Annotated in this window: 23 protein-coding genes; 6 read left to right on the top strand and 17 right to left on the bottom strand. The window is 70.7% G+C overall.

Annotation, left to right across the window (positions count from 1 at the left end; all coding sequences use genetic code 11):
• Window positions 1–1,930, top strand: a 1,930-nt coding sequence (locus V4F39_RS03965; protein WP_332287974.1) for a coiled-coil domain-containing protein, incomplete at its 5' end; no start/stop codon positions are given.
• A gap of 508 nt (window positions 1,931–2,438) precedes the next feature.
• On the opposite strand, the gene V4F39_RS03960 is transcribed toward V4F39_RS03965, so the two are convergent.
• A complete protein-coding gene (locus V4F39_RS03960; RefSeq protein WP_332287972.1) occupies window positions 2,439–2,630 on the bottom strand; it encodes a hypothetical protein in 192 nt (63 codons plus the stop codon).
• 104 nt (window positions 2,631–2,734) lie between these two features.
• Window positions 2,735–3,448, bottom strand: coding sequence for a hypothetical protein (locus V4F39_RS03955; RefSeq protein WP_378235037.1), 714 nt, complete (start codon window positions 3,446–3,448; stop codon window positions 2,735–2,737).
• Between the two features lie 302 nt (window positions 3,449–3,750).
• Here V4F39_RS03955 and V4F39_RS03950 point away from each other — a divergent pair, with 302 nt between their 5' ends.
• Both V4F39_RS03950 and V4F39_RS03945 read left to right on the top strand, forming a co-directional pair.
• Complete coding sequence (locus V4F39_RS03950; RefSeq protein ID WP_332287970.1) at window positions 3,751–4,680, top strand: fasciclin domain-containing protein; 930 nt, start codon at window positions 3,751–3,753, stop codon at window positions 4,678–4,680.
• A 48-nt stretch (window positions 4,681–4,728) separates the two neighbouring features.
• The gene (locus V4F39_RS03945) at window positions 4,729–5,181 is read left to right on the top strand and encodes a fasciclin domain-containing protein (protein ID WP_332287969.1); all 453 of its coding nucleotides are present in this window, start codon (window positions 4,729–4,731) and stop codon (window positions 5,179–5,181) included.
• Between the two features lie 133 nt (window positions 5,182–5,314).
• Here V4F39_RS03945 and V4F39_RS03940 read toward each other — a convergent pair whose 3' ends face one another.
• The 4 genes from V4F39_RS03940 to chrA form a co-directional block, all read right to left on the bottom strand.
• Window positions 5,315–5,566 (bottom strand): DUF3253 domain-containing protein, encoded by a 252-nt coding sequence (locus V4F39_RS03940; protein ID WP_332287968.1) that lies wholly within the window; start codon window positions 5,564–5,566, stop codon window positions 5,315–5,317.
• A gap of 5 nt (window positions 5,567–5,571) precedes the next feature.
• On the bottom strand, window positions 5,572–6,327 hold the full coding sequence (locus tag V4F39_RS03935) for a DUF72 domain-containing protein (protein WP_332287967.1): 756 nt from the start codon (window positions 6,325–6,327) through the stop codon (window positions 5,572–5,574).
• A complete protein-coding gene (locus V4F39_RS03930) occupies window positions 6,324–6,887 on the bottom strand; it encodes a DNA-3-methyladenine glycosylase (RefSeq protein ID WP_332287965.1) in 564 nt (187 codons plus the stop codon). The genes V4F39_RS03935 and V4F39_RS03930 overlap by 4 nt, the downstream gene beginning before the upstream one ends.
• A 71-nt stretch (window positions 6,888–6,958) precedes the next feature.
• A complete protein-coding gene (gene chrA / locus V4F39_RS03925) occupies window positions 6,959–8,329 on the bottom strand; it encodes a chromate efflux transporter (protein ID WP_332287964.1) in 1,371 nt (456 codons plus the stop codon).
• A gap of 149 nt (window positions 8,330–8,478) precedes the next feature.
• Here chrA and V4F39_RS03920 point away from each other — a divergent pair, with 149 nt between their 5' ends.
• Window positions 8,479–9,321, top strand: a complete 843-nt coding sequence (locus V4F39_RS03920) for a GDSL-type esterase/lipase family protein (protein ID WP_332287963.1) — start codon at window positions 8,479–8,481, stop codon at window positions 9,319–9,321.
• Between the two features lie 152 nt (window positions 9,322–9,473).
• Here V4F39_RS03920 and V4F39_RS03915 read toward each other — a convergent pair whose 3' ends face one another.
• Complete coding sequence (locus V4F39_RS03915; protein ID WP_332287962.1) at window positions 9,474–10,250, bottom strand: enoyl-CoA hydratase/isomerase family protein; 777 nt, start codon at window positions 10,248–10,250, stop codon at window positions 9,474–9,476.
• 137 nt (window positions 10,251–10,387) lie between these two features.
• On the opposite strand from V4F39_RS03915, the gene V4F39_RS03910 reads away from it, so the two are divergent.
• Window positions 10,388–11,041: a protocatechuate 3,4-dioxygenase gene (locus V4F39_RS03910; RefSeq protein ID WP_332287961.1), complete on the top strand. Its 654-nt coding sequence runs from the start codon at window positions 10,388–10,390 to the stop codon at window positions 11,039–11,041.
• Between the two features lie 14 nt (window positions 11,042–11,055).
• Here V4F39_RS03910 and V4F39_RS03905 read toward each other — a convergent pair whose 3' ends face one another.
• Entirely contained in the window at window positions 11,056–12,324 is a 1,269-nt protein-coding gene (locus V4F39_RS03905; protein WP_332287960.1) for an MFS transporter, read from the bottom strand.
• Window positions 12,325–12,433: 109 nt separating this feature from the next.
• Between V4F39_RS03905 and arsC the strand changes: the two genes are divergently transcribed.
• On the top strand, window positions 12,434–12,799 hold the full coding sequence (gene arsC / locus V4F39_RS03900) for an arsenate reductase (glutaredoxin) (RefSeq protein ID WP_332287959.1): 366 nt from the start codon (window positions 12,434–12,436) through the stop codon (window positions 12,797–12,799).
• A gap of 24 nt (window positions 12,800–12,823) precedes the next feature.
• Here arsC and V4F39_RS03895 read toward each other — a convergent pair whose 3' ends face one another.
• The 9 genes from V4F39_RS03895 to cbbX form a co-directional block, all read right to left on the bottom strand.
• Window positions 12,824–14,770: a methyl-accepting chemotaxis protein gene (locus V4F39_RS03895; protein ID WP_332287958.1), complete on the bottom strand. Its 1,947-nt coding sequence runs from the start codon at window positions 14,768–14,770 to the stop codon at window positions 12,824–12,826.
• 178 nt (window positions 14,771–14,948) lie between these two features.
• Complete coding sequence (fba, locus tag V4F39_RS03890) at window positions 14,949–15,965, bottom strand: class II fructose-bisphosphate aldolase (protein ID WP_332287957.1); 1,017 nt, start codon at window positions 15,963–15,965, stop codon at window positions 14,949–14,951.
• A gap of 41 nt (window positions 15,966–16,006) precedes the next feature.
• Window positions 16,007–18,073 carry a transketolase gene (gene tkt / locus V4F39_RS03885; protein ID WP_332287956.1) on the bottom strand — a complete coding sequence of 689 codons (2,067 nt, stop codon included), beginning with the start codon at window positions 18,071–18,073 and terminating at the stop codon, window positions 16,007–16,009.
• A gap of 83 nt (window positions 18,074–18,156) precedes the next feature.
• Window positions 18,157–19,035: a phosphoribulokinase gene (locus tag V4F39_RS03880; RefSeq protein ID WP_332287955.1), complete on the bottom strand. Its 879-nt coding sequence runs from the start codon at window positions 19,033–19,035 to the stop codon at window positions 18,157–18,159.
• 15 nt (window positions 19,036–19,050) lie between these two features.
• Entirely contained in the window at window positions 19,051–20,139 is a 1,089-nt protein-coding gene (locus V4F39_RS03875; protein WP_332287954.1) for a class 1 fructose-bisphosphatase, read from the bottom strand.
• Between the two features lie 11 nt (window positions 20,140–20,150).
• Window positions 20,151–20,879 carry an HAD family hydrolase gene (locus tag V4F39_RS03870; protein ID WP_332287953.1) on the bottom strand — a complete coding sequence of 243 codons (729 nt, stop codon included), beginning with the start codon at window positions 20,877–20,879 and terminating at the stop codon, window positions 20,151–20,153.
• A complete protein-coding gene (gene rpe, locus V4F39_RS03865) occupies window positions 20,876–21,589 on the bottom strand; it encodes a ribulose-phosphate 3-epimerase (RefSeq protein WP_332287952.1) in 714 nt (237 codons plus the stop codon). Before rpe ends, V4F39_RS03870 begins: the two co-directional genes overlap by 4 nt.
• A gap of 37 nt (window positions 21,590–21,626) precedes the next feature.
• The gene (locus V4F39_RS03860) at window positions 21,627–22,421 is read right to left on the bottom strand and encodes an HAD-IA family hydrolase (protein ID WP_332287951.1); all 795 of its coding nucleotides are present in this window, start codon (window positions 22,419–22,421) and stop codon (window positions 21,627–21,629) included.
• An 18-nt stretch (window positions 22,422–22,439) separates the two neighbouring features.
• Entirely contained in the window at window positions 22,440–23,333 is an 894-nt protein-coding gene (cbbX, locus tag V4F39_RS03855) for a CbbX protein (RefSeq protein WP_332287950.1), read from the bottom strand.
• Window positions 23,334–23,345 lie beyond the last annotated feature (12 nt).

Here is a 23,345-nt window from a genome sequence, read left to right as displayed (position 1 = left end):
GCACCGCGCGTTCACGGACCTCGGGGGAATACTTCGAACTTCTCATCTTGGCTCCATCATCTCAAACGAGGGAGCCTCCTGGAAATCCGGGGCGCTTCAAAGTGAATTGAGGCTGAAGTCACTGCGGGTGGAGCGCCTCGGCGAAGGTGGCTGGGAAACTCCCCTCCTGGAGCTTGGGGATCGGACGACGATGCTCTTCGCAGCGAACGGCAGCGGAAAGTCCCCTGTCGTGCGTATGCTGGCTTCAGCGCTGGGATTCCCCAACAACTTCAGAGCGGAGATCCTTGAGAAGTGCAGCGCCGTCGTTTTGCATGCCGAAGTGGACGGGAAGCCGCTCACGATCCGGCGGGCTCTCGAGGCGAAGAACGGCGACTTCTATGCCACGATTGACTTCGACGGCAAGCAGACTGAGCACTATTCCGAGGGCTCTTTCTCGATCGCACTTTTCGAGCTGCTTGGACTAAAGCCCCCTCGGCTCGTGTCAAACAAAGGCACAGAGGCGCAGCCCTACATCGCCACCCTGCTGCCGCTCTTCTACTTGATCCAGGGTCACGGTTACTCTGCGGCCTATCGCGCTCCGAGCTCGTTCATCGCAGACCAGTTCGCGGAGATGGTGCGGTTCGCCTTCGGTCTGAATCCGAAGCACTCATTCGAAGTCAAGAAGTCTCTGATCGAGGAAAAGGATGCTCTGGAGGCGCAGACCCGCAAGATCGTTGCTGCGCAGCGCGTGTTTGAGTACCAGAGCCGCGGCGTCGACGACAGCGATGCAAATCAAGCGGCGCTGCAGCTGAATTCTGAGAACCTAACGCAGCAGATAGATGGACTTCGCGCATCGGTGGACGCGAAGGGTACGGCTAGCTCTACGTTGACAGAGCTCCTGCGTCAGAAGGATATGCAAATCCGGGCGCGGCAGCTGGAACTCTTTGAGCTGCGGAACCGTGTCGCAGGCATCGAGACCATCCGCGCGGAGATTGATGGCGAAGTCAAAACTCTCAGCCTGAACGAAGAGGCGCTCGGCGTCTTCAAGTCGTTCCAGGAAATCTGCCGCGTCCCCAACTGCGGGCTGTTCCTTGGAAGCTCCGAGTCCTACGGAAAGAACCTGCTGTACCTCAAGGATCAGATCAAGGACCTCGAGCGGAACAGTCAGCGCGCCGAGATTCGCGCTGAACAGTTGACGGGGCGGCTTGAAGAGCTGACTGCGGAGCGGCAGACTCTTGTCGATAACCTCGAGTCCCCCAGCACTTCCGGCACCGACCAACTGGTGACTGCGGTGCAGGCCTTGACCAAGCAACTGGTCGGCGTTCAGAGTGAGCTAGCCCGCATCTCGGGCTTGAAAGACGAGCGCTCGAAGCTCTTCAAACTAGAGCAAGAGCGCGACCGCATTCAGGACCGTATCGAAGGTCTCGCGAACACCGGAAAGGCCGATCACGCCTTCAACGATCTCAGACGGAAACTGCGTGAGCTGACCGTGAAATGGATGGACTTGCTGGACACGACCAGTGTGTCGAGAAACGTAGACATCGACTTGAATCTGAGGTTCACCTTCGGAGGAGAAACGCTGGAGACCATTGGCAGCGGCGGCACCAGCAGCACCACGAGCCGGCTGGTGCTTGCGATTCATGCCGCGCTGTTGGAGGCTTACCTCGCCGACAAGACTCGTCCGTTCCGCTTCCTGATCCTCGATACGCCGAAGCAGGACGAGCTCCACACGGCTGACCTGGCAAGGTATCTGACAGAACTCGAGAAAATGTGCGAAGCGAATGATGCACAGCTTCTATTCTCATCCACCGAATACGAACATCCGACTGCTAAGCAAGACAAGCGATGGCTTCCGTCGTATCGTGGTCCGGAGAAGCCGATGTACCTTGGGAGACGGGCTGACCTGCTGCCTGAAGCCAAGGCTGGTTCCGATCTTGACGACGGGATGTAAGGCTTGAGGCTGGGGGACCAGTGACTGCTTTCGCTGCCTTGCTGCCATTGGTCGCCCTGAACTGACCGGCAGCAACGGGTCGAGTCGGGTCCGTCGCGCCAGCAGGGACCGGTCGTTCACGCGGCCACACTGCTGCCAGGTAACACGAACGGCCGCAGTCCAACAGTTCGCCGACGTTCATGGCGAGACCGGCCGTCGAGCGATGGTCGGCTTGATGGCGGTCAGCGTGAGTTCGCCCGAGCAGCGCCACCGGCTCCTCACGCTGCGCAGCGGTTGGCCAGGCAAGCACAGCAAGTTTGGGCGCCAGCCGGACATCTGCTCGGCGCGAAGCTGCGCCGCCCAGGCGAAAGCGCCTGCCGCGCCCCGTGGCATCCACCGGCACGTAGGCCAGGCGCTGGGCCACCTGACCTGCGGCATCAGCGCCACGGGCCGCCTCCGGCACAGGGCGCGCGCCACCGAGGAATGCTCCGCGCGGCCGTGCCGATGCGCACGGGGTGCCTCGCGGCGCTCATGCAAACCGCAGGCTGACGAAGCGCGAGCCGTGCAGGCCGATGCGCACGCCGATCAGCACCTGCGGCGCCGGCTGTCGGGCAAACGGCGGCCGGCCCGCCGCGCTCGTGCACACCGCCAGCCCGTGGGTCGGCTCCAGCTCTCGGATCAGCACCCCGGCGCCATGACCCCCCTCGCGGGCGACGTCCACCGCAGCCAACGAGCCACCCCCAACCCGCACGGACGGCGCAAGCAGGCGTCGGCCTGGCTGCCCTGCCTGCCGGCTTGTGCCGCCGGCGGGCGCAGCCACCGCGTTCAGTCGGCTGCGAAGCAGTAGAACCGCCCCGTGCCGCCGGTGCGGATCAGCGCCTCCTGGCTGCAGCCGGCGCTCTGGTGGGAGAAGTTCCAGCTGGTGGCCCAGTTCTCGGGCAGGGGGCCGATGCGGTCGTGGTGGCCGACGATGGCCGAGCCTTCGGTACTGCTCGTCCAGGCCTTGCACGTGGTATCGGTCTGCGGGGCAAAGGCGGTGCCGTCGGCGCGCGAGCCGGTGAGCATGTCGTGCTCGTTGGGGTTGTCGCCGCGGCCCTTGACCACGTTGCCCTTCTCGTCGAGCGCGGTGTCCTTGCTGAGCCGGTTGCCGTTGTGCAGGTGGGCCACGTCGCGCGCGATCAACTGGCCCTTGGCGTTGTGCCAGGGGCCCTTGCCGATGCGGTCGCGGGCATTGACCGAGGGCACGCCGTTGGGGTTGGCGCCGCCGGGGAAGGCGCCCGGCGTGCTGAGGTAGGCGCGCCAGGTGCGGCTGCCCGCACCGGCCGCGGCGGCCAGCTTCTGGCAATGCGCATCGGCGCCGGCCAGGCCGCCGAGATCGGCACCCTTGCCGCTGCCGGCGCTGGTGACGAAGAAGGTCATCGGGCCGCTGGACGGGCCGGTGGCGCAGGCGCTGAGGGCGGCGATGGCCGCCAGCGAGAGGATGCGGGGCAGGCTCAAGGGGGGACTCCTCGGGGGGGTTGGCGCACCGGGATTACGCATCGACTGCAGGGGTTCGTGTCTGAGGGAGAACCCTTTGATGTACCGCACTGCTGAACCGCGGCTCCAGGCTGGTTGCTGCCACTCGAGTCAGCTCTGACGTTCGGCAGCTATCGGACCCTGCGCGATAACGATGAAGTCAACGCGCTTCGGAGCGCGCGCGCTGGTCGACGCGCAGATCGTGCCGCAGGCGAGCCTGGCATCGCACAGGACGCGGTGATCCGTTCGGCTTCTTCTGCGTAGAAGGAGTGCTCGTGCCGCAAGGCAGCTGGCCCATCTGTCTTCCACATCATTGGAGAATTTCAATGCTCGACTGGCTCAAGAGACTGGCGGCCTTGACCGCTGTTGCACTCGTTGCTGCCTGCGGAGGCGACAACGATGACCCACATCCCAACGTCGTGCAGGTTGCCCAGGGGGATGCCCGCTTCAGCATCCTCGCCGAGGCGGTGACTGCGGCCGATCTGGCGAGCACCCTGTCGGGTGCTGGCCCGTTCACCGTCTTTGCACCGACCAACGATGCCTTCGCGGCGCTGCTGACCGAACTGGGGGTCACCAAGAGCCAGTTGCTGGCGGACAAGCCGCTGCTGACCGCGGTCTTGAAGTACCACGTGCTGCCGTCGAAGGTCGTCAAGTCGGCCGTCCCGCCCGGCCTGCCGATCACGCCTCTCGAAGGCGGCATCTTCAAGGTCGACCCGATCGGCACCGACCTGGTCATCACCGACGGGCGCAACCGGACCTCCAGGATCGTGATCGCCGACATCGACGCATCGAATGGCGTGGTCCATGCCGTCGACAAGGTGCTGCTGCCCGCCGACAAGGACATCGTGCAGACCGCGGCGGCGAACCCGTCGTTCAGCATCCTCATCGAGGCCGTGACCGCGGCGAACCTGGCGGGCACGCTGAGCGGCACGGGTCCTTTCACCTTCTTTGCCCCGACCGACGCGGCGTTCGCTGCGCTGCTGACCGAACTCGGCGTCACCAAGGCCCAGCTGCTCGCCAACACCCCGCTGCTGACCAAGGTGTTGACCTACCACGTCGTTCCGTCGCGCGTGCTCAAGGCGCAGGTCCCGATCGGTGCTCCGATCACCACCGTCGAGGGCGAGAGCTTCGCCGTCGACGCGTCGCTCGCGATCACCGACCAGCGCGGGCGCAACGCGAACATCGTGGCGACCGACATCCTTGCGAGCAACGGCGTGATTCACGTCATCGACAAGGTCATTCTGCCGGCGCCCTGAGACGCGCTGCGCGATTCATCTCGATTCACCCACAACAGGAGCCTCATCATGAAGAAGTTCATCGCCATCACCACGCTCGCGCTGGGCGCCATGTCGGCCCACGCCAAGGACATCGTCGACACCGCCGTCCAGGCAGGCCAGTTCAACACCCTTGCCACTGCGTTGCAGGCCGCAGGGCTGGTCGACACACTCAAGGGGCCGGGGCCGTTCACGGTTTTCGCGCCGACCGATGAAGCGTTCGCGAAGATTCCGAAGAGCGACCTCGACGCCCTTCTGAAGGACAAGGCCAGGCTCACCGCCGTGCTGACCTATCACGTCGTGCCAGGCAAGGTGATGGCCAAGGACGTGAAGGCGGGCAAGGTCAAGACGGTCCAGGGCTCGGAGCTGACCGTCGCCACCAGCGGCGGCGTCAGCGTCGACGCGGCGAAGGTCGTGAAGACCGACATCACGGCGGACAACGGCGTGATCCACGTCATCGACAGCGTCGTGATGCCGAAGTGAACGGGTGCGGCAGGTCGAGCGTCTTCCCGCATCGGCCTGCCGAACTCCTGGCCGAGTGCGACGAACTCGTGCCAGGCACACGGCGACGAAGAGACGGAGCGACAGCAGGCCAGCGCGCTTGACGGGCTCGACGCTAGGTTGCGCGGCCCAGCCGGATGGGCCCGCCCCGGCCCGTGGCGTCCACAGGCACGCCCCCGCGTGTCACGGCCAGCCGATGGTCGTCGGCCAGGCGCTGGGCCACCTGCCTGACCTGCGGCATCAGCTCACGCCACGGGCCGCCCTCCGGCACCAGGGCGCGGGCCACCTCCGAGGGGCAGATCGTCGCGCCCGCCTGCCGCGCCGCCAGCAGCTCGAAGATCTTGTCCTCGATGGTGGCCGGTGCCATGCGGATCACAAGATCGCCTGCAGCCGCAGCGCGTCCGCCGCCGCCGCGCCCGATGCGGTGTTGTCGAAGATGCACCAGCGCTCGGCCGCCCGCGGCCAGCGCTGCAGTTCGGCCGCACGCGCGTGCAGCCAGTCGTCGCCGTAGGCCGAGTAGTAGGTGCGCGGCGAGCCATGCCACCGGTGGTAGACGACGGCGCCGGCCCCGTCGCCGGCCGGGCCCAGCCAGCCCCCGGGCACCGCCGCCGCGGGCCAGCGCGCCGGATCGGCCGCCACGCGGCCGATGCGCAGCTTCACCAACCAGCGGTCGGCAAGCGGCTCGAACCAGGTGGCATGGCGCGGCTCGCAGACCACGGCGCCCTCGAACAGGCCCGCCAGCAGGTCGAAGAAGGTGCGCACCGGCCGGGCCTCGAACACCAGCGACGGCGGCAGCTGGACGAGCAGCACCCCCAGGCGGTCGCCCAGCCCCGACACCTCTTCGAGGAAGCGCGTGAGCAAGGCGCGTGACGCCCGCAGCCGCTGGTCGTGCGTGATGGTGCGCGGCAGCTTCACGGCGAAGCGGAAGCCGGGCGGCGTCTGCGCGGCCCAGCGTGCGTAGGTCTCGGGCCGGTGGCTGCGGTAGAACGAGGTGTTGATCTCCGCGCAGTGGAGCACCCGGGCATAACGCGCCAGGTGGCTGCCTTCGCCTGGGAACGACCCGGCCACGGCACGGGGGATGCTCCAGGCCGCCGTGCCGACGCGCACGGGGTGCGAAGCCTGCTTCATGCAAACCGCCGGCTGACGAAGCGCGAGCCGTGCAGGCCGAAGCGCCACGGCATGTCGACGGCCTTCGAGATGCCGATGCGCACCCCGACGAGCACCTGCTGCGCCGACGGCGCAGGCTGCAGCTCGAACGGCGGCCGATCGAGCGGCAGGCCGTCGTGCGCCCGGGTGATGCCCAGCGCCTGCCCCACGCGCCCCGGGCCCGCGCACAGCAGCCGGTCGTCGACCGGCCCGCGGCGTTCCCGCATCACGGCCAGCCCGTGGGTGGGCTCCAGCGCCCGGATCAACACCCCGGCGCCATGGCCGGCCTCACGGCAGACGATGTTGAGGCACCAGTGCAGGCCGTAGGAGCGATAGACGTAGGCATGCCCGCCCGGGCCGAACATGGTGGCGTTGCGCGCCGTGGGGCCGCGGTGGCTGTGCGAGGCGGGGTCGTCCACGTCGTAGGCCTCGGTCTCGACGATCCGCCCGCCGACGCCGTCGACCAGCAGCACGGCGCCGATCAGGGCGCGCGCCACGTCCACCGAGGGGGCGTCGAAGTCGAACGGGGCGTGTCGCGGCATGCGGGCGTCGTCGTCTGCAGAGGTGATCCCCGCTCCGCAGCAACGGGGGTGCCCGCCCGCGGCCGCCCCTCTCAGCCCAGCAGCAGGCGGTGCGCCAGGCCCGCCAGCCCGCAGGCCAGCACCACCGTGATCACGCCGAGCCTGAAACGGAACAGCGCCACCGCGGCGGCCACGCCGATGAGGGCGGCCACGGCATCGAAGCGGCCGCCCAGGCCCTCAGGCCAGAGAACGTGGTAAGCGAAGAACACGGCGAGGTTGACGATGACGCCAACCACCGCCGCGGTGATGCCCATGAGCGGCGCCGTGAACCTCAGGTTGCCGTGCGTCGATTCGACGAACGGCGCCCCGAGCAGGATGAAGCAGAACGAGGGCAGGAAGGTGAAGAAGGTGACCACAACCGCGGCCGCCGCGCCGCCGAGGAACAGCGCATCCGGCCCGAAGATGGCCTTCGTCCAGCCGCCCACGAAGCCGACGAACGAGACCACCATGATCAGCGGGCCGGGCGTGGTCTCGCCGAGCGCCAGGCCGTCGATCATCTGCACCGGCGTCAGCCACTGGTAGTGCTCGACGGCGCCCTGGTAGACGTAGGGCAGCACCGCGTAGGCGCCGCCGAAGGTCAGCAGCGCCGCCTTGGTGAAGAACCAGGCCATGTGCGTGAGCACCGCCTCATGGCCGAACGCCAGCACCAGGGCGCCCATCGCGGCGGCCCACAGCCCCAGGCACACCGCCAGCACGCGGCGCAGGCGCGCCCAGGTGAACCGGGCGTGCTCGGGCACGGGCGTGCCGTCGTCGATCAAGGCGGGCGCGCCGCCGTGCGCGGCGTGCCCGCCGTGGGTTGACGCCGCGTGGAAGGCACGGGGCCGCCACCGGCCGCCGGCCATGCCGAGCACCCCTGCGGCCACGACGATCAACGGGAACGGCAGCCCGAACAGGAAGAGCGCGCAGAAGGCGGCCGCCGCGATGCCCCAGAGCCAGCGGTTGCGCAGCGTGCGGCTCCCCAGCCGCCACGCCGCGTGCACGACGAGCACCGTCACCGCGGGCTTGATGCCGTGGAACACGCCGGCCACCGCGGGCAGATGGCCGTACGCGAGGTACACCCACGACAGCGCGACCAGGATGGCCAGCGAGGGCAGCACGAACAGCACGCCGGCGACGACGCCGCCGGCCGTGCGGTGCATCAGCCAGCCGATGTAGGTGGCGAGCTGCTGCGCCTCGGGGCCGGGCAGCACCATGCAGTAGTTCAGCGCGTGCAGGAAGCGCCCCTCGGAGATCCAGCGGCGGCGCTCGACCAGTTCCGCATGCATCAGCGCGATCTGCCCGGCCGGGCCGCCGAAGCTGATGAAGCCGAGCTTGAGCCAGTACAGCACGGCCTCGCCGAAGCGGGGGTAGCCGGGCGCGCCGGGGGCGTCGGGCGCGGGGGGCGCGGCGTCTGCGGAGGTCATCCGCGGATTGTCGGTGCCCGGCTCGACCGGCGATGCGGCGGCGCCATCCACAAGATTGACGACGTCCTGGGGGGCGCCCCCTGCGAAGTGCCGTCGCCAGCCGTTAGGCTGAAAGCTTGCAGCAAACCTGCATCCGATGGGAGGCGACGATGGCTTCTGTGGTCATTACGGGCAACCGGTACCGGACCAAGCCGGAGGAGGCGGACAAGTTCGGCCCCTTCAGCCACACCTTCCTGGCGGAGGGCGACTCCTGGATGGATGCGAGCGCATGGCGGCAAGGTTCGTTGCCGGAGTTCCTCGCCCGGGCGTACAACACACAGGGACGCACGAACCTCATCATCAACATCTCGACATCGGGCCATACCCTGACGCGCATCGTCGACATGATGAACGACGACTTCGTGTGGTGGTTGAGGCAGTCGGCCTATGACGGCATTCTCCTCAGCGTAGGCGGCAATGACTTCATCGACGCCGCCCGCGACCCTTCGCCGGGCAAAGGCCTGTTGCACGACATGCGCGGACAGCCCCTGCCGCAGAACGGCTACGACTGCGTCAGCCAAGCCGCGCTGAAGCGCCTGGTCGACGACTACCTGAACCCGAACTTCGAGGCCATCTATCGCGCCGTCCGCCGCAACAGGACGAATGCTCTGGCGCCCATCTTCCTGAACTGCTACGACACCCCGACGGCACGCGATGCACCGGCCGTCCGCAACATCTCCGGCCCCTGGCTGTTTGCCGCCTACACGAAGAACGGCATCGCCCCTTCACTGTGGCCCAACCTGACGAGGGGGCTCTTCAGCGACATCCAACGGACGATCAAGGCCTGGGCGGTGGGGCGGACGGCCGTGGTGGTGGTCCCCACGACGGGCCTGCTCCAGCCAGCCGCCGGAGGGGAGACCGCCCAAAGCGGCGACTGGATCAACGAGATCCACCCCAACAAGAGCGGATGGCGGAAGCAGGCTGCGGCGTGGCTGCAATGCCTGCCAGCGTGAGCCCAAGGAAATACCTGGTAGCCCATTACAACCTTGACGCCCTATCCAGGCAGCAGGCCGACGCCCACGTGCGTGCCCTGGAGGATCTGGCCAGGGCCCTGCCTAAGGGAGGTGAGGCGTCGCTCGACACTGAGCCGGCGCCCACCGCGCACTCAGCGCCCGGTGAACACCGGCGCCCGCTTCTCGCGGAACGCCGCCTGCGCCTCGCGGGCGTCGTCGGTCTTGCCGATCATCGCGGTCATGTCCTGCTCGTAGCGGTAGCCGTCGCGCAGGCTCATGTCTTCGATGACGTTGAGGGTGTGCTTGCCCAGGCGCGTCGACACGGGGCTCTTCGACGCGATGGTGGCGGCCAGCTCCATCGCCGCGGGCATCAGCTCGGCCGGCGGCACGCAGGCCTCGACGATGCCCAGGCGGTACAGCTCGGCGCCGGGCACGCGCATGCCGGTCAGCATCATCCGGCGCAGGCGCGAATGGCTGAAGAGGCGCATCGCGTGCCGGCAGCCGCCGAGCAGGCCCACGTCCACCTCGGGCAGGCCGAGCGAGGCCGTCTCGCTGCACAGCAGCACGTCGCTCGACGCGGCCATCGCGAGGCCCGAGCCGAGCGCCGCGCCGTTGATCGCGCAGATCACGGGCTTGGCGCATTCGCGGATCGCGTGGAAGCACTCGCGCGTGCGGCGCGAATGGGCGGGCAGGTCGCCCGGGCCCTTGATGTTTTCGGCGCGGCCCTTCAGGTCGGCCCCCGCGCAGAAGACCTTGCCCGCGCCGGTGAGCACCACCACGCGCACCTCGTCCAGCTCGCTGATGCGGTCGAGCGCCAGCGTGAGCTCGTCGTTCAGCGTGCGCGTGAGCGCGTTGACGGGCGGCGCGTCCATCGTCAGGGTGGCGATGTGCGCCTCGATGTGCACGCGCAGTTGGGTCAGGTCGTCCATGCTTGTCGTCTCCGAGGTTCGCGGCAGCATACGGAACGCCCCGGGCAGGAGCCAGCCCCGGCGCGTCAGAGCAGCTATGCAGCGTGAACGCTTCGCCGCCGCGACGCTCCAACCTGCCGCCCCCACGGAGATCGCGCATGACGACCGCCCACGACCCGCACCGCTGCCCGCACCCCGCCCGCCGCCGCCTGGTGGCCGGCGCCCTGGCCGCCGCCACGCTCGGCTGCCCCGCCATCCTGCGGTCAGCGCACGCGCAGCAGCCGCTGCGCCCCACGCCGCGGCAGACCGAGGGGCCCTTCTACCCACCGGTCTTCGAGGGCGATGCCGACGCCGACCTGCTCGACCGCGCCGGCCGCCGCTACGCGCACGGCCGCCCGGCCTGGGTGCAGGGCCAGGTGACCGACACCGCCGGCCGGCCGCTCGACGGCGCGGTGGTGGAGATCTGGCAGTGCGACCACGCCGGCCACTACCGCCACGCGCGCGACGGCGACCGGGCCGACGAGGCCTTCCAGGGCTACGGGCGTGTCACGCTCGGACGCGACGGCCGCTACCGCTTCCGCACCATCCGGCCGGTGGCCTACGGCGGGCGCACGCCGCACATCCACCTCAAGGTGCTGCAGGGCCGCGGCGAGCTGCTGACGACGCAGCTCTACGCCGAGGGCGACCCGGGCAACGCGCAGGACTTTCTCTGGCGGCGGCTGGACGCGGCCGACCGCGCCGCCGTGACCCGGCCTTTCGCCGCCGGGCCGCAGGGGCTGGCCGCGGAGTTCCCGATCGTCGTCGCCGCGTAGCAGCGCCGCCCTGCTCAGCTGCCGCTCGGCGCCGGCGGCCGCAGCAGCGCACGCATCCCGATCAAGCCCAGCACCGGCCCCGGCGCCAGCAGCCACAGCGCCGGCGCGCCCCAGGCCGGCAGCGCGTGGCTCATCACGAGGATGCTGACGACGGTGATGAAGAAGCCGATGCCGTTCTGCACCAGCAGCCCGCTGGCCAGCACCTCCGGCGGGCACTGCTGCGCCGAGATGGCCGAGAACTGCGGCGAATCCGCGACCACGCACACGCCCCAGAAGCCCAGCGCCGCCAGCTGCCACAGCGGCGCCGTGGCCGGCAGCAGCGGATAGGCCAGGCACATCGCCCCCGAGCCCGCCAGCGCCAACGCGGCCACGCGCGCGCTGCCGATGCGCCGCGCCCACTGGCCGCCGAGGATGCAGCCCAGCGCGCCGACGCCGATCACCGCAAAGCTCAGCAGCGCCACCGAGGGCGCCGCCGCGCCCTGCCGCTGCGCCAGCGCGGCGCTGATGGGCGCGCACAGCCAGGGCAGCACACCCCAGAACGCATACAGCTCCCACATGTGGCCGAAGTAGCCGAACGCGGAGGCACGGAACCCCTGCACGGCGAACACGCGCCGCGCCACGCCCCACAAGCCCGCCCGCGGCGCCGCGGCGGCCGGCGGGTCGGTGACGCGGCCGGGCGTCCCGGGCACCGGGGTGGGCTTGCCGCCGGCGCGCACATGCCCGCCTTCGCCCAGCCAGGCCACCGCCGCGCCGCCGAGGACGGCCAGGGCCGAGGACGCCAGCAGCACCGCCTGCCACGGCCATTCGGCGCCTGCGGCCCGCAGGCCGTGGGGCATCGCGGTGCCCAGGGTCAGCATGCCGATCAGCCAGCCCAGCGCCGCGGCCGGCTTGCCGCCGACCCACTGCACGATCATCTTCATGCCCAGCGGGTAAATGCCAGCCAGGCACAGGCCCACCGCGAAGCGCAGCACGCAGGCCTCGGCAAAGCCCACGGCCGGCAGCGCCACCGCGGCGTTCACCAGCGCGCCGGCCACGCAGCTCCAGGCGAAGATCCGGCTGGCCGGATGGCGGTCGGCCGCGCCGCTGGCCGCGAAGGCCAGCGTGCCCGCAATGAAGCCGAGCTGCGTGGCGGCCAGCAGCACGCCGAACGCCGCCGGCCCGAGCTGCAGCCGCAGCATCAACCCGTCGGCCGCCCCGCTGGGGCTGAACCACAGCGAGGTGCCCAGCCATTGCGACAGCACGATCACCGCGACGGCGGTGCCGGGCCGGATCATGCGGGGCATGCCACGCAGCAGGGCGGCGCGGCTGGTCGGGGAGCGTGTGGGGGCGGCATGGCGTGAGTAGACATCAGGCTAAGCTCGCCGGCCCGACTGCAGCCACCGGCTTCCGCGCATGAGCGACTACACGATCTACCACAACCCCGCCTGCGGCACCTCGCGCAACGTGCTCGCCGCGATCCGCGCCGCCGGCATCGAGCCGGCGGTGATCGAGTACCTGAAGACGCCGCCCAGCCGCGAGACGCTGCTGGCGCTGATCGCCGCCACGGGCCTGCCGGTGCGCGAGGTGCTGCGCAGCAAGGGCGATGTCTACGAGCAGCTGAACCTGGCCGACCCGAAGTGGACGGACACGCAGCTGGTCGACGCCATGCTGGCGCATCCCATCCTGATCAACCGGCCCATCGTCGTGTCGCCGCGGGGCACGCGGCTGTGCCGGCCCGCCGACACGGTACTGCCGCTGCTGCCCGCCGGCAGCGCCTGAGCGCCGCCCGTCGGGCGGGGGCCGTCAGGCCGGCACGGCCTCGGCGCCGGGCGCCAGCCGGAACACGGCCACCGCGTCGACGAGTTGGCGCGCCTGCAGCTTCAGGCTCTCGGCGGCGGCGGCCGATTCCTCGACCAGCGCGGCGTTCTGCTGCGTGGCGTGGTCCATCTGGCTCACCGCCTCGCCGACCTGGGACACGCCGGTGCTTTGCTCGCCGCTGGCGGCGCTGATGCCGCCCATGATGTCGGTCACGCGCTGGATCGCCGCGACCACGCCCTGCATGGTCTCGCCCGCGCGGTCGACCAGCTCGGCGCCCCGGTCGACCTGGCCGACGCTGTGGGTGATCAGGCCCTTGATCTCGCGCGCCGCATCGGCGCTGCGCTTGGCGAGCTGCCGCACTTCGCCCGCCACCACCGCGAAGCCCCGGCCCTGGTCGCCCGCCCGGGCCGCCTCGACCGCGGCATTGAGCGCGAGGATGTTGGTCTGGAAGGCGATGCCGTCGATCACCTCGATGATGTCGCCGATGCGGCGGCTGCTGTCCTGGATGCCGCGCATCGTCTCGACGACCTGGGTGACGACGCCCCCGCCCTCGCCGGCGGCGATCGAGGCCTGCTGCGCCAGGCGGTTGGCCTCCACCGCGTTGTCGGCGTTCATGCGCACCGTGGAGCCCAGCTGCTCCATCGACGCGGCGGTCTGCTGCAGCGCGCTGGCCTGCTCCTCGGTGCGCTGGCTCAGATCCTGGTTGCCCTGCGCGATCTGCGCGCTCGCGGTGGCCACGCTCTCCGCGTTGCCGCGCACGGTGCCGACGACGCGGCTCAGGCTGGCGCGCATGGTGCCGAGCGCGGCCAGCAGCTGGCCGGCCTCGTCGCGCCCCGCGGCCGGCACCGCCACCGACAGGTCGCCCGCCGCCACCGACTGCGCCACGCGCAGCGCCGAGGCCATCGACGACGTGGTGACCCGGGTGATCAGCCACATCAGCCACAGCGCCGCCGCCGCCAGCCCGGCGATGAGGCCGAGCACCGCCAACAGCCGCTGCGTGGCGGCGGCCGCGTCGTCGGCCACCGTGCGGCCCAGCTCGCCGAAGGCCGTGTCGATCAGCTTGAACTGTTCGTCGATGACGCGGGTGATCGCTGCGAAGTAGTCGGCCTGCGGCAGCAGCGCGCCCTTGGGCAGCACCTTCTCCTCGATCAGGCGCAGGCCCTCGGCCGCCGACTGGTCGGCGCTGCCGGACTGGGCGGCCATCGCGTCGCGCAGCAGCGGATCGCCGCCGACGGCGAGCGCCAGCGACTTGTGCACCGCCAGGTGCTGCGCCCGCGCCTGCGCGACCAGCAGCTCGATGCGCCGGCGGTCTTCGGGCCGCGGGTCGAACTGCGCCAGCAGCGTCGCGCCGAGCGCACGCAGCTGGCCCAGCGATTCGGTCAGCCGCGGCAGGTGCTGCAGCACACCGTTCTGCAGGAAATAGGTGCCGCGGCGCGGATGCAGCACGATGCCGGAGGTGTTGGCGATGTCTTCCAGCAGGTCGACCTGCCGGGCGATCAGCGCGGTGTGGCGCGCGAAGCTCGCAGGCCCGTCGATCGAGCGGCCAGAGACCGCGCCCGACACCTCCCGCCACTGCGCGGCCAGCTGCTGCGCGGCCTCGGCGAGGGCCGCGTCGGGCAGGGCCCGGACCGCGGCGGCGACCGCCTCCAGCTCCTGACCGACCTGGGCCTGCTTGGCCTCGCGCTGCGCGGCCATCTCCTCGTTGCCGGCCAGCACCACGGCCGACAGGCCGCGGTGCTGCTGCGTCAGCCGCACCAGCGTCAGCACCGCGCGCGCCGGCGCGATGCCGGCCTGCTGCTGCTGCGCCGCATGCAGGTTGCCAAGGTCGGCCCGGACGATCATCACCGTGGGCGGGATCAGCATCAGCGCGGCGAGCAAGGCCACCAGGGCGAACTTCCGGGCCAGGCTGAGCTGGGACAAGTACTGCTTCATCTCGTGCTCTGTCGGCCGACGGGAGGGGCCGCTACCTCCTCCCTATCGGCGTGACCGGAACACGCCTTGAACCTGTTGCAACCTGTGCAAAGCTGGTGCGGTGCGCACGCACCATCCTGGTTCTTCCGGTGGTGCAGCGGCCTCGTCTTGGTGCGCGCCACCGGTGCAGATGCGCCGATCAGCCCACCGCGGCAGGCCGGATCCGCCCCGCCTGCCCCGCGCAGCCGAAGGCCTCGAAGCGCTCGGCGCACAGCTCGCGCGCGGCCGCCAGGGCCTCCTTCAGGAACTTGCGCGGATCGAACTCGCTGCGGTCCCGGGCCATCGCCCGGCGCATCGCGCCCGTCATCGCCAGGCGGATGTCGGTGTCGATGTTGACCTTGCGCACGCCGTGGCGGATGCCCTCGCGGATCTCGTCCACCGGCACGCCGTAGGTCTCCTGGATCTCGCCGCCGTGCTCGCGGATGACCGCCAGCCAGGCCTGCGGCACCGACGACGAGCCGTGCATCACCAGGTGCGTGTCCGGGATGCGCGCATGGATCGCCTTGATGCGGTCGATGGCGAGGATGTCGCCCGTGGGGGGGCGGCTGAACTTGTAGGCGCCGTGGCTGGTGCCGATGGCGATGGCCAGCGCGTCGACGCCCGTCCTCGCGACGAAGTCGGCCGCCTGGTCGGGATCGGTCAGCAGCTGCTCGTGCGACAGCTGGCCTGCGGCGCCCACGCCGTCCTCCTCGCCCGCCGTGCCGGATTCGAGCGAGCCGAGGCAGCCCAGCTCGCCCTCCACCGACACGCCCACCGCGTGCGCCATCTCGACCACGCGGCGCGTCACGTCGACGTTGTAGTCGTAGCTGGCGGGCGTCTTCGCGTCTTCCTTCAGCGAGCCATCCATCATCACGCTGGTGAAGCCGGAGCGGATGGATTGCAGGCACACCGCCGGGCTGGCGCCGTGGTCCTGGTGCATCACGATCGGGATGCCGGGGTACATCTCGGCCGCGGCCTCGACCATCTTGCGCAGGAAGGGCTCGCCCGCGTACTGGCGGGCGCCGGCGCTGGCCTGCAGGATGACCGGGCTCGAGGTCTTCTGCGCGGCCTGCATGATGGCCTGGATCTGCTCGAGGTTGTTGACGTTGAAGGCCGGCACGCCGTAGCCGTGCTCGGCGGCGTGGTCGAGCAGTTGCCGCAGTGAAATCATCGCCATGGGGCGTCTCCTCGGTTCGTGGGGAATCCGGTGGCCGCGCGTCAGTTGGCGCTGAGCGCCACGTGCTGCAGGGCCTCGTCGTGCACGGGGTGCGCCCGCGGCAGCAGCCGCAGCGCCCGCTCGGCCACCGCCTCCGGCGTGAAGCCAAAAAGCTTGAAGAGCTGCGCGGCAGGGGCCGATTCGCCGAAGCGGTCGAGCCCGACCACGTCGCCCTGCTCGCCGACGTGCTTCCACCACAGGCCGCTGCTGCCGGCCTCGATGGCCAGGCGCGGCAGGTGGCGCGGGATCGTGGCGGCCCGGTAGGTGGCGTCCTGGCGCTCGAAGCGGTCCAGGCACGGCACGGAGACCACCCGTGCCGGCACGCCCTGCTGCGCCAGCCACTCGGCCGCCGCCAGCGCAATGCCCACCTCCGAGCCGCTGGCCAGCAGGGCCACGCGCTCGCCCGCCGGCCGGCGCAGCACGTAGGCGCCGCGGGCGATGGCCTCGGTCCGGTCGAAGCCGTCGCCCGCGTGCGGCAGGCCCTGGCGGGTGAGCAGCAGGGCCGAGGGGCCGTCGCCCCGGCGCAGCGCCTCGCGCCAGGCCACCGCCGTCTCGGTGGCATCGGCCGGCCGCCACACGTCCAGCCCGGGGATCAGCCGCAGGCTGCTCGCATGCTCCACCGGCTGGTGGGTGGGGCCGTCTTCGCCCAGGCCGATGGAGTCGTGCGTGAACACATGCACCACCGGCAGCTTCATCAGCGCCGACATGCGCACCGCGTTGCGCGAGTAATCGGAGAAGGTCAGGAAGGTGCCGCCGTAGGGCCGGTGGCCGCCGTGCAGCGCCACGCCGTTCATCACCGCGGCCATGCCGAACTCGCGCACGCCGTAGTGCACGTGGTTGCCGGTGCCGCGGCCGGTGAGCGGGCGGTGGCCCTTCCAGTCGGTGAGGTTGGAGCCGGTGAGGTCGGCCGAGCCGCCCAGCAGCTCGGGCAGCTGCGGGCCGACCGCGTTCAGCAACTCCTGCGAGGCCTTGCGCGTGGCCACGGCCGCGCGGCGCTCCTCGGCGACGCGGATGGCCTCGGCCAGCGCCGCTTCGGCCGATGCGGGCAGCGCGGCCGCCGCCGTGCGGCCGGCGGTGCGGCGCAGCAGCTCGTGCGCCAGCTCGGGGTAGTCCTCCGCATAGGCGGCCATGCGCCGCTCCCACGCGGCATGCCGGCTGCTCCCCGCCGCGGCGGCCGACCACGCACGCGCCACCGCCTCGGGCACCTGGAACGGTGCTGACGTCCAGCCGAGCGCGGCGCGTGTCAGCGCGATCTCGGCCTCGCCCAGCGGCGCGCCGTGCACGTCGGCGGTGTTGGCGCGGTTCGGCGACCCATGGCCGATCTCGGTCTGGCAGCACACCAGCACCGGCCTGTCGCTCGCCATCGCCTGGCGGATGGCCTCGTCGAGCACCAGCGGGTCGTGCCCGTCCACGTCGCGCAGCACCGTCCAGCCGTAGGCCTCGAAGCGCGCAGGCGTGTCGTCGGTGAACCAGCCGCTCACCTCGCCGTCGATCGAGATGCCGTTGTCGTCGTAGAAGACCACGAGCTTGTTCAGGCCCCAGGTGCCGGCGAGCGAACAGGCTTCGTGGCTGATGCCTTCCATCAGGCAGCCGTCGCCCGCGAAGACCCAGGTGCGGTGATCGACCACGGGGTGGCCGGGGCGGTTGAACTCGTCGGCCAGCAGCTTCTCGGCCAGCGCCATGCCCACCGCGTTGGCCAGGCCCTGGCCGAGCGGGCCGGTGGTGGTCTCGACGCCGGGCGTCACGTCCACCTCCGGGTGGCCGGGCGTCAGGCTGTGCAGCTGGCGGAAGCGCTTCAGCTCGTCCAGCGGCAGCGCGTAGCCGCAGAGGTGCAGCAGGCCGTACAGCAGCATCGAGCCGTGGCCGTTGCTGAGCACGAAGCGGTCGCGGTCGATCCACTGCGGATGTGCCGGGTCGTGCTTGAGCACGTGGCGCCACAGCGCCTCGGCGATGTCGGCCATGCCCATCGGCATGCCGGGGTGGCCGGAGTGGGCGGCCTGCACCGCATCGATGGCGAGCATGCGCAGGGCGTTGGCGCACTGGGTGCGCAAGGGCAGATCTGTCGTCATGGCGTGGGTGTGCGTTGACACCCTCTCCCGCGCGCGGGAGAGGGTTGGGGTGAGGGTGTCGGCAGGGATGAGGTTCGCCAGCCTCAGGCCGCGAGCGCCTTCTTCCGCCGCTCGACCAGCCGCAGGATCATCGGCGTGAAGATCAGCTGCATCGCCAGCTCCATCTTCCCGCCCGGCACCACCAGCGTGTTGGCGCGGCTCATCCACGAGTCGTGCAGCATGCTCAGCAGGTAGGGGAAGTCGATGCCCGCCGGGTCCGCGAAGCGGATCACCACCAGGCTCTCGTCGGCCGTCGGGATGGTGCGCGCGATGAACGGATCGGAGGTATCGACCACCGGCACGCGCTGGAAGTTGATGTGCGTGCGCGTGAACTGCGGGCAGATGTAGTGCACGTACTCGTGCATGCGGCGCAGGATGACGTCGGTGACCGCCTCGGTGCTGTAGCCGCGGGTGGCCTTGTCGCGGTGGATCTTCTGGATCCACTCCAGGTTGATCACCGGCACCACGCCGATCAGCAGGTCGGCAAAGCGCGCCACGTCGACCTTGTCGGTCTTCACGCCGCCGTGCAGGCCTTCGTAGAACAGCAGCTCGCTGGGCGGCAGCGCCTGCCACGGCGTGAAGGTGCCGGGCGGCTGCTTGAACGGCTCGGCCTCGTTGGCGTCGTGCAGGTACTTGCGGCTGTGGCCGGTGCCCGACTCGGCGTAGTCGCGGAACAGGCCTTCCAGCTCCTCGAACAGGTTCGCGTCCTCGCCGAAGTGGCTGAAGTGCGGCCTGCCGCCCTGCTCGGCCTCGGCCATCGCGGCCTTCATCGACTGCCGGTCGTAGCGGTGGAAGCTGTCGCCCTCGATCACCGCGGCCTGCAGGCCTTCGCGGCGGAAGATGTTCTCGAAGGTGCGCGTCACCGACGTGGTGCCCGCGCCCGACGAGCCGGTGATCGCGATGATGGGATGTTTGTTCGACATGGCGAGGCTCCCGCTTCAGGCCATCGCCGTCGTGGCGAAGAGGCCGCGCTTGCCGAACAGCGGCGACTGGTAGGTGTCGATCGGTTCGTCGCGGTGGTAGCCCTCGATGCGCTCCACCTCCTCGGCCGAGCCGAACACGAAGCCGATGCGCTGGTGCAGCGCCTCCGGCTGCACGGTCATCAGGCGGCGGCGGCCGGTGCTGGCGCGTCCGCCGGCCTGCTCGATCAGGAACGAGATCGGGTGGGCTTCGTACAGCAGCCGCAGGCGGCCGGGCCTGGCCGGATCCTTCGTGTCGCGCGGGTACATGAAGACGCCGCCGCGCATCAGGATGCGGTGCGTCTCGGCCACCAGCGAGGCGATCCAGCGCATGTTGAAGTCGGCGCCGCGCGGCCCCGTCTGGCCGGCCAGGCATTCGTCGACGTAGCGCTTCACGGCCGGCTCCCAGAAGCGGCTGTTCGACGCGTTGATCGCGAACTCGCGCGTCTTCTCGGGGATGCGCAGGTGCGGGTGGCTCAGCACCCACTCGCCGAGCTGCGGCTCGAGCGTGAAGGCGTGCGTGCCGTTGCCCAGCGTCAGCACCAGCATCGTGGTGGGGCCGTAGATGGCGTAGCCCGCGCCCACCTGATCGGTGCCGGGCTGCAGGAAGTCCTCCGGCCTGGCGTCCTCGCCGGGCGTGCGCGCGCGCAGGATCGAGAAGATGCTGCCCACCGAGACGTTGACGTCGATGTTCGACGAGCCGTCGAGCGGGTCGAACAGCAGCAGGTACTTGCCGCGCGGGTACTGCGGCGGCAGCGTGTAGGCGGCCTCCAGTTCCTCGGACACCATGCCCGCGACGTGGCCGCCCCACTCGTTGGCCCGCAGGAAGATCTCGTTGCTCAGCACGTCCAGCGGCTTCTGCTCCTCGCCCTGCACGTTGACGCCGACCGGCGCGGTGGGCAGGCCGGCGTCGGCCGCCAGCACGCCGAAGGCGACGCGCTTGGCGATGGCCTTGCAGGCCAGCGACAGGTCGGTGACCAGCGCGTTGAGTTCGCCGGTTGCGTTGGGGTGGCGTCGCCGTTCCTCGATGAGGAACTGCGTCAGCGTGGGCCGGGCGCCGATGGGCATGGTGGGTCTCCTCAGAAATGAACCAATGTGTTCTGTGTTGTCACGGCCGTGCACATGGCCGGCAGCAGGGCATCGCGCAGCTCGGCCGGCGTGCCGACGCGCCACGGCGCCGGCCCGTCCCAGCCTTCGGCCCCGTAGCCCCAGCCGGCCAGCGCCACAGGGCAACCCGCCGCACGTGCGGCCATCAGGTCGGCCCGGCCGTCGCCCACCATCAGCAGCGGCGCGCCGGCGTCCAGCCCGAGCCGCGCTGCGGCTTCGTTCAGCAAGACGGGTGCCGGCTTGCGCTGCTCGGGCCGGTCGGCGCCGTGCACCGCGCCGAAGAAGGGCAGCAGCCGGGCCGCATCGAGCAGCGCACGCGCCAGCGGCGTGGGCTTGTTGGTGACCACCACCAGGCGGTACTGCCGCGCCAGGTCGGCCAGCAGCGCGGCGATGCCGTCGAACACCGTGCCCAGCGCCAGCGGCGCGGCGAGCGCGGTCTTGTCGAAGCCGCGGCGCAGGTGCGCCAGCAGTGCGCGGCCGGGCGCGTCGTGGGGGTCGATGCCCTGCGCCGCCATCGCGCGGGCGATGGTGGCCTCGGGGCCGTCGCCGATCCAGCCGCGCACCACCTCCAGCTCGAAGCTGCGCATGCCGGCCTTCTGCAGCGCCGAGTTCAGCGCGTGGCGGATGTCGGGCGCGCTGTCGACCAGGGTGCCGTCGAGGTCGAAGGCGATGGCCTCCAGCGCTTCGATGCGCGGCTTCATGCGGCAGCCTCCAGCGCGCGGGTGTCGGCGGCCTCGGCACGGGCCTGCAGGCGGCCGAGTTGCGCGCTGGCCCGGATCGCATCGATCGCGGCGCGGTACTGCCCCGCGCCGCCGCTGAACACGGCCGAGCCCGCCACCAGCGTGTCGGCACCTGCCGCGGCGATGCGGCCGGCGTTGGACGCCTTCACGCCGCCGTCCACCTCCAGCCACACGTCGCGCCCGCTGGCGTCGATGCGGCGGCGCACCGCCTCGATCTTGCGCAGCATGCCGTCGATGAAGGCCTGCCCGCCGAAGCCCGGGTTGACCGACATCACCAGCACCAGGTCGAGGTCGTCGAGCACATGGTCGAGCACCTGCACCGGCGTGGCGGGGTTGAGCGCGAGCCCCGCCTTGGCACCGTGCGACCGGATCAGCTGGATCGTGCGGTGCACGTGCTCGCTGGCCTCCGGGTGGAAGCTGATGAGCCCGGCGCCCGCCTGCACGAACATCGGCACCAGCGCATCCACCGGCCGCACCATCAGGTGCACGTCGATCGGCACCGCGCCGGCGTGCGGGCGGATGGCCTCGCACACCAGCGGGCCGACGGTGAGGTTGGGCACGTAGTGGTTGTCCATCACGTCGAAATGAATCAGGTCGGCGCCGGCCGCGACCACGGCCTCCACCTCGTCGCCGAGGCGGGCGAAGTTGGCCGAGAGGAGGCTGGGGGCCATGCGCAGGGACGGATCCATCGGCTGGCTTTCGGTGGAGTCAGTGGTACAGGGCCTGGATCGCGTCGGGCCGGCGCCGCGGCGCAGCGCATTGCAGCAGCTCCTCGATGCCGAGCCACGCGGCGCCCTGCAGCACGCCGCCGGGCTCGCCGGGCACCGGCTCGTCCGGGTCGCCCAAGTGCGGCAGCACGAGGCCGGCGGCGCCGAAATCGCTGCCTTCGGTCCAGAAGGTGGGGGTGACCAGCGTCCACAGCCCGGCGGCCACGGCCGACTTCAGGCCGTTGGGCGAATCCTCCACCGCAATGGCGCGCTCGGGCGCCACGCCCAGCGTGTCGAGCGCGAGCTGGTAGATGTCGGGCGCGGGCTTCTTGGCGCGCACCTGGTCGCCGCACGCGATCACGTCGAACAGCGACAGCCCGCGCGCGCCCCACGCCGCCTGCAGCAGCGCGTCGACGTTCGCGGCCGTGGTGGTGCTGGCGATGGCCAGGCGCAGGCCGGCGGCGCGCGCCTCGTCGAGCAGGCGCTCCACGCCCGGCCGCAGCGGGATGCCGCCGTCGCGGGCGATGGCGGTGTAGACGGCGGTCTTCTCGGCGTGGATCTCGGGCACGCGCGCCATCAGCGCCTTGCGCTGCGCCGGCGGCGGGTCGAGCTCGTCGATCCATGCGGCGATGCGCTCCTTGCCTCCGGTGGTGGCGAGCAGCCGGCGGTAGGCCTGCGGCGTCCAGTGCCAGCCGAGGTACAGGCGTTCGAAGGCCTGGTTGAAGGCCTGCCGGTGCGCCTCCTCGGTGTCCGCGAGCGTGCCGTCGACGTCCAGGATCAAGGCTTCTATGGTCATGTCATAGCCTCCTGCGTCTCACACCGCGCGCACCGCGGCGGGCGGCGCTTCGCCGAACACCCGCGAGGCCAGCACGTCCTCGGCCTGCAGCGTGCAGAGCTGTTCGCGCGTCAGCGCCGAGCCGGCGCCGAACAGGCGCGTGGCGTGGCGCAGGCGGATGCGGTCGAGCGCGTTGCGGATCGAGCGTGCGTTGGCGAAGTGCGGCTGCTGCCGGCGCAGGTGCACGTAGCGTGCGAAGGCGGCCGAGGCTCCGTCGTCGAAGCCGTAGTTCAGGCCCCTGAGCATCAGCTCGGCGATCTGCATCAGCTCGCCCTCGGTGTAGTCGGGAAAGTCGATGTGGTGCGCGATGCGCGACGCCATCCCGGGGTTGCTGCCGAAGAAGGTGTCCATGCGGTCCTTGTAGCCGGCGAGGATCACCACCAGGTCGTCGCGCTGGTTCTCCATCACCTGCAGCAGGATCTCGATCGCCTCCTGGCCGTAGTCGCGCTCGTTCTCGGGCCGGTAGAGGTAGTACGCCTCGTCGATGAACAGCACGCCGCCCATCGCCTTCTTGATCACTTCCTTGGTCTTGGGCGCGGTGTGGCCGATGAACTGGCCCACCAGGTCATCGCGCGTCACCGCCACCAGGTGGCCCTTGCGCACGTAGCCGAGCTGCTTCAGCACGCCGGCCATGCGCATCGCCACCGTCGTCTTGCCGGTGCCGGGGTTGCCGGTGAAGCACATGTGCAGCGAGGGCGGCGCCGACTGCAGGCCCTGCTCCTCGCGCAGCTTGTCGATCAGCAGCAGCGCGGCGATGTCGCGGATGCGGCCCTTCACCGGCGCCAGGCCGATCAGTTCGGCATCGAGCTGGTCGAGCAGGGCCTTGACGCCGGAACTCTCGAACAATGCGCGGGGTGCGGTGGCCGTGTCCACGATGGTGGGTCC

This window comes from Aquincola agrisoli (genome assembly GCF_036621135.1).
In the GTDB taxonomy this organism is placed as follows: domain Bacteria; phylum Pseudomonadota; class Gammaproteobacteria; order Burkholderiales; family Burkholderiaceae_C; genus Aquincola; species Aquincola agrisoli.
This window is presented reverse-complemented; position numbering and strand designations above follow the sequence as displayed.